The sequence below is a fragment of the Streptomyces sp. NPDC060000 genome, assembly GCF_042737375.1.
GTDB lineage: Bacteria > Actinomycetota > Actinomycetes > Streptomycetales > Streptomycetaceae > Streptomyces.
In genome coordinates, this window is sequence record NZ_JBHWUU010000061.1 from 1 (window position 1) to 11,903 (window position 11,903).

At 72.4% G+C, this 11,903-nt stretch carries 8 protein-coding genes; 4 read left to right on the forward strand and 4 right to left on the reverse strand.

Going from position 1 to position 11,903, the window contains the following annotated elements; genetic code table 11:
* Nucleotides 1-544 precede the first annotated feature (544 nt).
* From ACFWBB_RS28555 to ACFWBB_RS28570, 4 genes are all read right to left on the reverse strand, one after another.
* Nucleotides 545-3,049: a transglutaminaseTgpA domain-containing protein gene (locus tag ACFWBB_RS28555; protein WP_385278038.1), complete on the reverse strand. Its 2,505-nt coding sequence runs from the start codon at nucleotides 3,047-3,049 to the stop codon at nucleotides 545-547.
* A complete protein-coding gene (locus tag ACFWBB_RS28560; protein ID WP_385278040.1) occupies nucleotides 3,046-4,428 on the reverse strand; it encodes a DUF58 domain-containing protein in 1,383 nt (460 codons plus the stop codon). The genes ACFWBB_RS28555 and ACFWBB_RS28560 overlap by 4 nt, the downstream gene beginning before the upstream one ends.
* A complete protein-coding gene (locus tag ACFWBB_RS28565) occupies nucleotides 4,428-5,462 on the reverse strand; it encodes an AAA family ATPase (RefSeq protein WP_385278042.1) in 1,035 nt (344 codons plus the stop codon). Before ACFWBB_RS28565 ends, ACFWBB_RS28560 begins: the two co-directional genes overlap by 1 nt.
* A gap of 289 nt (nucleotides 5,463-5,751) precedes the next feature.
* Nucleotides 5,752-6,360, reverse strand: coding sequence for a beta-class carbonic anhydrase (locus tag ACFWBB_RS28570; protein ID WP_385278044.1), 609 nt, complete (start codon nucleotides 6,358-6,360; stop codon nucleotides 5,752-5,754).
* Nucleotides 6,361-6,622: 262 nt separating this feature from the next.
* Here ACFWBB_RS28570 and rsmH point away from each other — a divergent pair, with 262 nt between their 5' ends.
* The 4 genes from rsmH to ACFWBB_RS28590 all read left to right on the forward strand — a co-directional run bounded on the left by rsmH (nucleotide 6,623) and on the right by ACFWBB_RS28590 (nucleotide 11,900).
* The gene (gene rsmH / locus ACFWBB_RS28575; protein ID WP_385278046.1) at nucleotides 6,623-7,579 is read left to right on the forward strand and encodes a 16S rRNA (cytosine(1402)-N(4))-methyltransferase RsmH; all 957 of its coding nucleotides are present in this window, start codon (nucleotides 6,623-6,625) and stop codon (nucleotides 7,577-7,579) included.
* Between the two features lie 44 nt (nucleotides 7,580-7,623).
* On the forward strand, nucleotides 7,624-8,169 hold the full coding sequence (locus ACFWBB_RS28580) for a septum formation initiator family protein (RefSeq protein WP_385278048.1): 546 nt from the start codon (nucleotides 7,624-7,626) through the stop codon (nucleotides 8,167-8,169).
* A 5-nt stretch (nucleotides 8,170-8,174) separates the two neighbouring features.
* Entirely contained in the window at nucleotides 8,175-10,139 is a 1,965-nt protein-coding gene (locus ACFWBB_RS28585; protein WP_385278050.1) for a peptidoglycan D,D-transpeptidase FtsI family protein, read from the forward strand.
* Nucleotides 10,140-10,223: 84 nt separating this feature from the next.
* Nucleotides 10,224-11,900: a UDP-N-acetylmuramoyl-L-alanyl-D-glutamate--2,6-diaminopimelate ligase gene (locus tag ACFWBB_RS28590; RefSeq protein ID WP_385278052.1), complete on the forward strand. Its 1,677-nt coding sequence runs from the start codon at nucleotides 10,224-10,226 to the stop codon at nucleotides 11,898-11,900.
* Nucleotides 11,901-11,903 lie beyond the last annotated feature (3 nt).

Sequence of the window (11,903 nt, forward strand, 5' to 3'; positions counted from 1 at the left end):
GCCACCCAGCCGGGTGGCCGCCCCTCGACGTCGGCCCCGCCCCGCCCTCGTCCACCGGCCGGTGAGGACCCACACCGGCCGGTGCGCGATCCGTGCCCGACCGTGCCCGAACCTGCGCGGCCGACGCGTGGCTCACGCCAGGCCTGCTCGGCCGGTGTGTGATCCGTGCCCGAACCCGCGCGGTTGGTGCGGCTTGCGTGGGGGTGTGTGGCTGGTGCCGGGATCTGCTCGGTCGGCCCGGATCTGCTCGGCCGGTGTGTGATTCGTGCCCGGACCTGCGCGGTCGGCGTGTGATCGGTTCCCGGACGTGCGCTGCCCGTGCGAGCGCGCACCGGCCGACGCGCGGCCGTGCCCGGACCTGCTCCTGCTCGGCCGGTGCGTGGCCCGTGCTGGGACTTGCGCGGCCGGTGCGTGGCCCTGCTGGGACTTGCGCGGACGGTGCGGCTCCTACGCGGCCCGTGCTCGGCCCGTGCGGGGTTCGCCCGTGGCAGGGCCTGCTCGGGCCCTGCCACGGGGCCCCGCACGGGCCGGCTCGGCTCTGGTCTCAGCCGCTCTGCTGGTGGCCGGACGGGCGGCGCGCGAGCGTCGTCAGACGGGCCCTCCCGGACGCCTTGAGCGCCGTCCAGCGGTCGGACAGGCCCCAGATCGCGCGGATCGCCGAACGCGGCGCCACGACGGCACGCACGCGTGTGGTCCAGCCGACCCGCTCCCGCAGCGCCGCCCGCACCTTGCGGACGTCATCGGCCAGCCCCGCCTCGGCCCTCGGTTCCGGGGCGAACAGCACCTGCTCCACGGCGCCCGCGACCCGGTGCACCGACCGGCCGACTGTCCCGTCCAGCTCCGCGATCCGGACGATCCGCGCGGCAGCCGCCCGCGGGGTCAGCGCCTCGTTCGGCTCGATGCCGTAGTCCCAGGCCGTGTCGGTCAGCTCGCGCCACACCGCCAGCACATGTCCGGCGGCGGCCTCACCGGCCTCCGGCGGCGGCACGTCCAGGAGCACTCCCGGACCGGCGTCGGCAGGCTGCCGACCGTCGGCGCCGTCCTTGCTCCGGCCCGGGGGCGCCCCGGCCGGCGGGGACGAGGAGTGCTGGGCGGACGCCAGCCGCACCGAACGCCGTCTCAGCCGCCACAGCATCGGCAGCAGCGGTACGGCGAGTGCCGCCGCTCCCAGCAGTGTCCATCCCGCGATCGCGTACCAGCGGGGACCGCCGCCGTCCTGCTGCGCCTGGTCCAGGGGCAGCGCTTGGGCGCAGCCCTCGAGTTTCTTGTCCTGGGCCGAGCAGCTGGTGCTCGCCGAGGGCTGGGCGGAAGGCGCCGCGTCCGCCGAGCGGGAGGCCTGCGGCAGGTCGGGGACGGCCTCGCCCGAGGTGTCCGGCAGCGTGTACGTGGGCGTCGAGCCCCGCGTCGGGGTCGGCTCGAAACGGGTCCAGCCGACGCCCTCGAAGTACAGCTCCGGCCAGGCGTGCGCGTCCTTCAGCCCGACCGCCACCGAACCGTCCGCCTGCGGCGTACCCGGCGCGAAGCCCACCGCGACCCGTGCCGGTATGCCCAGCGTGCGGGCCATCGCGGCCATCGCGAACGAGAAGTGGACGCAGAAGCCGTGCTTGTCCCGCAGGAAACGGGCGATCGCGTTGGAGCCGCTGCCGACCTCGACCTCGGTGTCGTACTCGAAGCCGCCCGTCACCGCGAAGTAGTCCTGGAGCTCGACCGCCTTCTGGTAGTCGCTCGTGGCGCCCTTGGTGATCTCCCGGGCCCGCTGCGCCACGACCGGCGGGAGAGAGTCCGGGACCTTGGTGTAGGTGCTCTTCACGGAGCTCGGCGCCTCGGATGCCGAGGCCAGCTGCTCCGACGTCGGCTGCACATCGAGGCTCTTCACCTGGTAGGTCTTGCCGCTGGTGTTCTGGCCGTGGTCGCCGACCAGCGTCATGCCGACCGGCTCGTACCGCCAGTTGCCCTTGATCTGCACGTCACTGGGCGGGTAGGGCATCGGCAGCCAGTCCTGCGCGTACCCGGCGGCGGCCGCGACCCGGGTCGTGATCTCCGTGCGCTTGATGCCCGGGCCCAGACCGGTGGGCGAGGGGAGCTCGTCAGGTACGGCGATGATGTGACGCTTGGCCGGCTTCCACGTCGTGCCGTCGAAGTCGTCGAGCGACACGATCCGCAGATACATGTCCGAGATGTTGGTGGTGTTGGTACGCAGGGTCAGGACCGTGCGGTCCTCGTCCACGTTCAGGCTGTCGCGCAGCGAGACCAGCGGGTTGACCGCGGAGATCGTGCCCCCGCTGCCGTTGCCCGCGCCCACGCCGGTACCCGTCCCGTCCAGCAGGCCGCCCTGTATCGCGGGCAGCGGCAGCAGCGGCACCACGAGGGCGACGCCCAGCGCGGCCATGCCGATGCGCCGGCCGGTGCGCATGGGGGCCACCGGGCCGGGTGGCCCGCCCGGGGCGCGCGACCCCCCGCCGAAGACCCGGCCCCACTGCGAGAGCCGTTCCCGGCCTTCGGCGAGCAGCAGCATCAGATAGCCGGCCGCGGCGACCAGGAACCACAGCCAGTCGGTCGCCCCGGTGGACAGGCCCGCGGCGACCGAGTACAGCGCCAGCAGCGGCAAGCCGGCCGGGGCCGCGTTGCGGTAGGTCACCGCGAGGGTGTCCACGGCCAGGGCGATCACCAGCACGCTGCCGATCACCATCAGCCGGATGCCGTCGGACAGCGGGGCCGGTATCGCGTAGCGCCCCACGTCGTCGGCGCCGGTCTGGAGCAGATCACCGAAGTGCCGGAAGGCCTCCGGGCCGGGAACCAGACCGGCGAGGGCCTGCTCCCGGGCGAAGAGCAGGGTCAGCAGCACCAGCGTGACCAGGGTCTGGGCCGCCACGGTCAGCGGCCGGGCCAGCGGCACCCGCCGGGTCGCCGCGCCCACCCCGGACTGGATCGCCAGCAGGAACGCCGCCTGGAGGAGCCATGTCGCCGGGGTGACGAGCGGCAGCAGGGCGCACGAGGCCATCAGCGTCGCCGCGGCCGAGCACAGCGTCAGTCGAGCCCGCCCGCTCATGACCTGCCCTCCCAGCCGCTCGTCCCGCTCGCCGTCATCACGCCCGTCCGCTCACGGTCCGCCTGGCGCCACAGCTCGCTCAGCGAAGCGCCCCGCGGCACGCTCAGGGCCGTCCAGCCCGCCTCGCGCAGCATCCGCAGCCGCTCCTCCTGCCTGTTCATCGGACCGGGCACGCCGTTCGGTTCACGCACCCAGCTGTCCGCGTCCAGCAGGAAGGCGACCGCGCCCCCACTGCGCTGGCGCATCTTCGCGGCCACCGCCGCCTGCTCCTCGTCGAGATCGCCGAAGAAGGCCACCAGCAGCCCCTCGTTGCCGCCGCGCAGCACGTCGTAGGACCGGGACAGGCCCGTGCCGTCGGAGTGGTCGACCACCGCCAGGGTGTCCATCATCAGACCGGCCGCGTCAGCCGACTCCTGGCTCGGGCCGGCGAAGCCGTCGGCGCCCTCACCGGGCACGGAGTCGCCCGTGTCCGTCAGCAGCCGTACCGAGAAGCCCCGCTCCAGCATGTGCACCAGCACCGACGCGGCGCCCGAGACCGCCCATTCGAAGGCGGAGTCGGGGCCCGCGCCCCGGTAGGCCGGGCCCCGGGTGTCCAGCAGTACCGTGCAGCGGGAGCGCTGGGGCTGCTCCTCGCGGCGCACCATCAGCTCGCCGTAGCGCGCGGTCAGGCGCCAGTGCACCCGGCGCAGGTCGTCGCCGTAGCGGTAGCCGCGCGGGATCACGTCGTCCTCGCCGGCCAGCGCCAGTGAGCGCTGCCGTCCGTCGCCGTACCCCTTGGCCTCGCCGCTGAGGCGGACCGGGGGCAGCGGCTCCACACGCGGGATCACCGTAAGGGTGTCGTAGCTGGAGAAGGCCCTGGTCAGTTCGCACATGCCGAACGGATCGCTCAGGCGCAGCTGGAGCGGACCCAGCGGGTAGCGGCCGCGCAGGTCTGAGCGGACCCGGTAGGACACCTCGCGGCGGCCGCCCGCCTCCACCCGGTCAAGGACGAACCGGGGGCGCGGGCCGAGCACGTACGGCACCCGGTCCTGGAGCATCAGCAGGCCGGTGGGCAGCCGCGAGACGTTGTCCATCCGCAGGTGGACGCGGGCCTCGCTGCCGGCGGGCACGCGCGCGGGAGAGAGCCGACGGCTGCCCGCGACCCGGTAGCGGGTGCGGTAGACGACGGCCGCGCAGATCAGCGGTAGCGCGGCCAGCAGCAGCCCGACCCGCAGCAGGTCGGGCTGTCCGAGCACATAGGCGCAGACGGCCGCCGCGATGCCGGCGGCCAGGAAGGAGCGGCCGCGGGTGGTCAGACCGGCCAGGGCCGTGCGTGCGCCGCCCTTCTCGCCCTGCTCCCCACGGCCCGTCGACGGCTGCCCGGTCCCGCCGCCGGCCATCACAGCCTCCGCGGCTGCTGCTGGCCGTACGCCTGTGTGCCGTGGCCCAGCCCGTACCCGTGCTGCTGGGGGGTCGCGGGCACCGAGGTGCGCTGGATGATCTCCTCGACCACCTGCTCCGCCGTGCGGCGGTTCAGCTGCGCCTGCGCGGTGGGCAGCAGACGGTGGGCCAGCACGGCCACGGCGAGGTTCTGCACGTCGTCCGGCAGCGCGTAGTCCCGGCCGCTGAGCGCGGCGGTCGCCTTGGCCGCGCGCACCAGGTGCAGCGTCGCGCGCGGGGAGGCGCCGAGTCTGAGGTCGGGGTGGTTGCGGGTGGCGGAGACCAGGTCGACCGCGTAACGCCGGACCGAGTCGGCGACGTGGACACCGCGGACGGCGTCGATCAGCTTCACGATCTCGTGGGCGTGCGCGACCGGCTGGAGGTCGTCCAGAGGGCTGACCCCGCCGTGGACGTCGAGCATCTGGAGCTCGGCCTCCGGGCTCGGGTAACCGATGGAGACACGGGCCATGAACCGGTCGCGCTGGGCCTCGGGCAGCGGGTAGGTGCCCTCCATCTCGACCGGGTTCTGCGTGGCGACCACCATGAACGGGCTGGGCAGCTCGTACGTCGTCCCGTCGACGGTGACCTGGCGCTCCTCCAGCGACTCCAGGAGCGCCGACTGCGTCTTGGGCGAGGCGCGGTTGATCTCGTCGCCGATCACGATCTGCGAGAAGATCGCGCCCGGCTTGAACTCGAACTCCCGGCGCTGCTGGTCCCAGATGGACACACCGGTGATGTCCGAGGGCAGCAGGTCGGGCGTGAACTGGATACGGCGCACCGAGCAGTCGATGGACTTCGCCAGCGCCTTGGCGAGCATCGTCTTGCCGACGCCCGGAACGTCCTCGATCAGCAGATGCCCCTCGGCGAGGAGCACGGTCAGCGAAAGCCGTACGACCTCGGGCTTGCCCTCGATCACTCCCTCCACCGAACTGCGGACACGCTCCACAGTGGCGGTCAGATCTGTGAGGCTCGCTCGCTCGTCATAGGTCGTCACCCGGCCCTCCTCGGCCCAAACTTTCTCCGGGCCGACGCTCCGTGCGGCAAACGGCCCACCCCGAATCACGGACGCCGTCCGCGAACTGCTCAGCGTGACGTCACACCCGCATTCTTGCCGCCGTTACCGATTCGTGTCACTCGCCTGTGGACAACAGCCCGTGATATGTCGGCGTTATGGCCATTTGGGCACCCAGGGTGCCGAAATCAACAGCTAAACGACAGCGAACGACAGCGAACGAAGGTGAACGACGGCGCCCGTGAACGGTCGCACAAAATCCCGGAGGCGATTACGCGGGGTCGATCTCGCGCAGCAGGCCGGTCTTCACGTCGAAGACGAACCCGCGCACGTCGTCGGCGTGCACCAGGAACGGTGAGGTGCGCACCCGCTGCATCGACTGCCGTACGTCCTGGTCGACGTCCCGGAAGGCCTCCACGGCCCAGGCCGGACGCTGGCCGACCTCCATCTCCAGCTCGGTGCGGAAGTCCTCGGTGATCGCCTCCAGACCGCAGCCGGTGTGGTGGATGAGGACGATGCTGCGCGTACCCAGCTTGCGCTGGCTGATGGTGAGGGAGCGGATCACGTCGTCGGTGACCACACCGCCGGCGTTGCGGATCGTGTGGCAGTCGCCGAGCTCGAGGCCGAGCGCCGCGTGCAGGTCGAGACGGGCGTCCATGCAGGCCACGACCGCCACGCGCAGAACGGGGCGGGCGTCCATACCGGGATCGGTGAAGGCGTCCGCGTACCGCTCGTTCGCCTCGATGAGGCGATCGGTGACGGTGCCGTCGGTTATGGCGCCTTCGGGCCGTGCGGGAACCGATGCAGAAGTCGTCATACCTATGACGGTACTGGTCACACCCCTTCCGGTCCTGCTGTGGGACCGGAAAAAGAGTGTCATCACGTGCCCTTTGTGAGGTAAGCCACAGAAGTGGAGGGCGGGTGATCCGGCCGGGCCGCGCCGCGCAGGCCGGTTGATTGACCGCGAGACGGCGTGGACTAAAGTGACGCGAAGCGGGAGGCGACGATCTCCCTGCTGGACTGAACCCGTGAGACCCCGGCCCCGGCCGCCGGAGATCTCCCCGCGGCGCCGGCAGGCCTTCCCTTCTTATAGGGGGCGGGGACCCGGCGGTGCGTACACCCGCCGCACCTGAGAGGGCCCCTTGAGCCACAGTCGACACGTCCCGGTGATGCTCCAGCGGTGCCTGGACCTGTTGGCCCCCGCCCTGCAGCGGCCGGGATCGGTGGTGGTCGACTGCACACTCGGCCTCGGCGGCCACAGCGAGGCCCTCCTGACCCGGTTCCCCGAGGCCCGGCTGATCGCCCTCGACCGTGACAAGGAGGCGCTGCGCCTGTCCGGTGAGCGCCTCGCCCCGTTCGGTGAGCGCGCCACCCTCGTGCACGCGGTCTACGACGAGCTCCCCGAGGTACTGGACCGGCTCGGCATCGCGCGCGTGCAGGGCGTTCTGTTCGACCTCGGCGTCTCCTCCATGCAACTCGACGAGGCCGACCGCGGCTTCGCCTACGCCCAGGACGCCCCGCTCGACATGCGGATGGACCAGACGACCGGCGTCAGCGCCGCCGAGGTCCTCAACACGTACCCGCCCGGTGAACTCGTGCGGATCCTGCGGGCGTACGGCGAGGAGAAACAGGCCAAGCGGATCGTCTCCGCGGTCGTGCGCGAGCGGGACACGGAGCCGTTCACCAACAGCGCCCGGCTGGTGGAACTGATCCGTAACGCGCTTCCCCAGGCCGCCAAGCGCACCGGGGGCAACCCCGCCAAGCGCACCTTCCAGGCGCTGCGCATCGAGGTCAACGGCGAACTCTCCGTCCTGGAACGGGCGATCCCGGCCGCCGTGCAGACGATCGACGTCGGCGGGCGGATCGCCGTCCTGTCGTACCACTCGCTCGAAGACCGGCTCGTCAAGCAGGTGTTCGCGGCCGGTGCCGCCAACACGGCGCCGCACGGACTGCCGGTCGTCCCCGAGCGTTACCAGCCCCGGCTCAAGCTGCTCACCCGCGGTGCCGAACTTCCCACCGAGGAAGAGGTCGCCGAGAACCGGCGCGCCGCCCCGGCGCGCCTGCGCGGGGCCGAGCGAATCAGGGAGTCCATCGAATGACGGGCGTGAGCCGAGGGTTCGGAATTGCGACCCGGGGAGGGCGTGTGAGTAGGAAACCCGAACTGAAAGGGAGGGCCGCCCGGCTCGCGCGGCTTTTCCCGGCCGGCCCGCGGCAGGCGGCCCGCACGCCGTTCGTCCTCCTCGTCGTCCTCCTCCTGGGCGGCGGTCTGATCGGACTGCTCGTGCTGAACTCCGCGCTCAGCGAGGGCTCGTTCAAGATGGACGACCTCCAGAAGGACACCAAGAGCCTCACCGACGAGCAGCAGGCGCTCCAGCGGGACATCGACTCGTACTCCGCTCCCGACGCCCTCCAGCGCCGCGCGCGCGAACTCGGCATGGTCCCGGGCGGAGACCCGGCCTTCCTGAACCCCGACGGCACCGTGAAGGGCGTTCCCTCGGCCGCCGCCCAGCGGTCGCTGGGGGACGTCCCCGCCGCAGTCCGCCCGCCGGAGGCGGTCTCGCTCTCCCGGACGATCGAGGCGCCGCCGTCCCCCGCGACACCCACGCCGAGCACCCTCACCGGGCCGAGCGAGCCCCCGGCCCCGAGTGCCGCCCCGACCGAAGCCATCCCCGAGACCCCCGGCAGGTGACGGAAGTGTCCGACAGGGAACCGCCGCGCCGGCGCGTACCCGGCCCCGCCCGGCCCTCCCGCCCCGCGTCCGCCCAGCGGCGCCCGGGCCCCGGCGCCCGTCCCGCCCGCCGCCCCACCGCACCCGCCGCACGCCCCGCCCCGCCCGCCCTCCGGCTCGGCAGCCCGCGTCCCCGTCTGCGGATGGTCGGGCTCGCGCTGGCCCTGGTGCTGATCGCCTTCGTCGTCCGGCTCCTCCAGGTACAGGCCGTCGACGCGAGCACCTACGCCGCCAAGGCCGAACAGAACCGGTTCGTCGGCCAGGTGCTGACCGCCGAACGCGGCGAGATCACCGACCGCACCGGCGTGGCCTTCGCGACCAGCGTGGACGCCTACGACATCACGGCCGACCCCACGATGTTCACCCGCGGGCAGCTGAAGGTCGACGACGGCCCCGAACAGGCGGCCGCGCTCCTCGCGCCGATCCTCGGCCAGGAGCAGTCGGCGCTCGTCAGGAAGCTGCGGCCCAAGGACGCGAGCCTGCGCTACGTCAGACTCGCCGGCCGGCAGACCCCGCAGGTCTGGAAGCAGATCAAGGACCTGAGGTCCGCCCTGTCCGCCAAGGCGGAGACGGACAGCTCCACCGTCAACGTCCTCGCCGGCGTCTTCTCCGTCCCGAGCAGCAAGCGCGTGTACCCCAACGGGAACCTCGCCGCCGGGATACTGGGCTGGGTCAACGCCGACGGCAAGGGCGGCGGAGGTGTCGAGCAGCAGCTGAACACGACCCTGTCCGGCAAGGACGGCAAGATCCGCTACGCCCAGTCCGGCGGCCGCCAGGTGCCCACCGTGGGGTCCACCGAGACCCCCGCGGTGCCCGGCTCCGACGTCGAGCTGACGATCGACCGCGACATCCAGTGGGCCGCGCAGAACGCCATCACCGACCAGGTGAAGGAGTCCCGGGCGGACCGCGGCTACGTCATCGTCCAGGACAACCGCACCGGCGAGATCCTCGCCATGGCGAACTCGCCGGGCTTCGACCCGGGCGACCTCTCGCAGGCCCGCTCCGCGGACATGGGCAACGCGTCCGTCCAGGACGCCTACGAGCCCGGCTCCACGGCCAAGGTCATGTCGATGGCTGCCGTGCTGGAGGAGAACGCCGCCACACCGCTGACGCATGTCACCGTGCCCAACCGGCTGCACCGTGGCGACCGGCTCTTCCAGGACGACATCGACCACGCCACCTGGTACCTCACGCTCAACGGCGTGCTCGCCAAGTCCAGCAACATCGGCACCATCCTGGCCACCGGCCAGCTCGGCAGGACACAGGCCGAGGCCAACCGGGTCCTCTACTCGTACCTGCGCAAGTTCGGTATCGGCAGCCAGACCGGACTCGGCTTCCCCGGCGAGACGAGCGGCATCCTGGCCCAGCCCGGCAAGTGGTCGACCTCGCAGCAGTACACGATCCCCTTCGGCCAGGGCATGTCCCTGAACGCGCTCCAGGCGGCCTCCGTGTACTCGACGATCGCCAACGGCGGGGTCCGCGTCGAGCCCACCCTGGTGCGCGGTACCAAGGGACCGGACGGACGCTTCACCCCCGCCGGGGCTCCCGCGAAGACCCGGGTCGTCAGCCAGAAGACGGCGAAGGCCCTCGCCCAGATGCTGGAGTCGGTCGTGGACGACCAGGAGGGCACGGGCGCCAAGGCGCGCATCCCCGGCTACCGCGTCGCGGGCAAGACCGGTACCGCCAACCGCGTAGATCCGGCCACCGGCACCTACAAGGGCTACACCTCGTCGTTCGCCGGGTTCGCGCCCGCCGACAACCCCCGGGTCACCGTGTACTGCGCCATCCAGAACGCCACCCAGGGCAGCTACTTCGGCGGCCAGATCTGCGGTCCCGTCTTCAAGCAGGTCATGGAGTTCGCCCTGAAGACCCTCCAGGTCCCACCGACCGGCGCGAAGGCCGCGAACCTCCCGGTCGCCTTCACTCCCTGACCCTCCCGCGACTCCCCGGCACCCGCCCGCCCCCGACCCTCCGACCCGTCACTGTTCAGCGCCGAACAAGCCAGGAACCAGCCCGTGACCATGATCACTCCCGACCCCGGGAACCATGCGCCGTCCACGACGTCGCCCGCCTCCCCGCCCTCGCTTCGCCCGCAGGCGGGTGTGCCCGGTACGCTCACCGCCGTGCCACACGCTGATCAGTCCCACACCACCCAGAAGGGCGCTTCCGTGACATATCCGGGACCGCCGCGACCGGCCCGAGTCTCCGCCACACCCCTCGTGGAGCTCGCCGATCAGCTGGGGACCGAGCAGCCGGAGAGCGCCGCCGCCGAGGTCACGGGCATCACCCACGACTCACGCGCGGTCCGCCCCGGCGATCTGTACGCCGCCCTCCCGGGCGCCCGTCTGCACGGCGCCGACTTCGTCACGCAGGCCGCGGGCCTGGGCGCGGTCGCCGTCCTGACCGACCCCACCGGTGCCGAGCGCGCCGCCGCGACCGGCCTGCCGGTCCTGGTGGCCGACGACCCGCGCGGGCGGATGGGCGAACTGGCGGCGACGATCTACGGGCGCCCCGGCCGCGGCCTGCTCCAGATCGGGATCACCGGCACCTCCGGCAAGACGACCACCGCCTATCTCGTCGAGGGCGGCCTCAGGACGGTCCGCTCCACCGGGCTCATCGGCACCGTCGAGACGCGCATCGGTGACGAGCGCATCAAGTCCGAGCGCACCACCCCCGAAGCCACCGACCTCCAGGCGCTGTTCGCCGTGATGCGCGAGCGCGGTGTCGAGGCGGTCACCATGGAGGTTTCCAGCCACGCCCTGGTCCTCGGCCGGGTCGACGGCTGCGTCTTCGACGTTGCCGTCTTCAACAACCTCAGCCCGGAACACATGGAGTTCCACTCCGGCATGGAGGACTACTTCCAGGCCAAGGCGCAGCTGTTCACCCGGAAACGCAGCAAACTCGGCGTGGTCAACTTCGACGACGAGTACGGCCGCCGGCTGATCCAGGAGGCGGAGGTCCCCGTCGTCACGTTCTCCGCCGAGGGGCACCCGGACGCCGACTGGCGGGCGGTCGACGTCGAGGCCGGTCCGATGGACTCGACCTTCACCGTCGTGGGTCCGGACGGCGTGCGGGTCGCCGCCAGGTCGCCGCTGCCGGGCTCCTTCAACGTGGCGAACACCCTCGCCGCGATCGTCTCCCTGGCCGTCGCCGGCATCGACCCGCGGACCGCCGCCGACGGCGTCGCCGCGGTGCCGGGCGTGCCGGGCCGGCTGGAGCGCGTGGACGCCGGGCAGCCCTACCTCGCGGTCGTCGACTACGCCCACAAGACGGACGCCGTCGAGTCGGTCCTCAGGGCGCTGCGCAAGGTCACCAAGGGCCGGCTGCACGTCGTTCTCGGCTGCGGCGGCGACCGGGACCGCACCAAGCGCGCCCCGATGGGCGCCGCCGTCGCACGGCTGGCCGACACCGCCGTACTGACCTCCGACAACCCCCGCTCCGAGGACCCCCTCGCGATCCTCGCGACCATGCTCGAGGGCGCGGCGTCCGTGCCCGCGCACGAGCGCGGCGAGATCCTGCTGTTCGAGGAGCGGGCCGCCGCGATCGCCGCGGTCGTCGCCCGCGCGCACGCCGGGGACACCGTGCTGGTCGCGGGCAAGGGCCATGAGCAGGGCCAGGACATCGCCGGGGTGGTCCGTCCGTTCGACGACCGCCAGGTGCTTCGCGAAGCTATCCAGCAGACCCAGGGATGAACT

What these genes read in the sequence shown, in the direction of transcription:
- ACFWBB_RS28570 (WP_385278044.1), bottom strand. Translation starts at nt 6,360, where the DNA reads ATGACACTCTTTTTCCGGTCCCACAGCAGGACCGGAAGGGGTGTGACC.
- ACFWBB_RS28555 (WP_385278038.1), bottom strand. Translation starts at nt 3,049, where the DNA reads ATGAGCGGGCGGGCTCGACTGACGCTGTGCTCGGCCGCGGCGACGCTG.
- ACFWBB_RS28560 (WP_385278040.1), bottom strand. Translation starts at nt 4,428, where the DNA reads ATGGCCGGCGGCGGGACCGGGCAGCCGTCGACGGGCCGTGGGGAGCAG.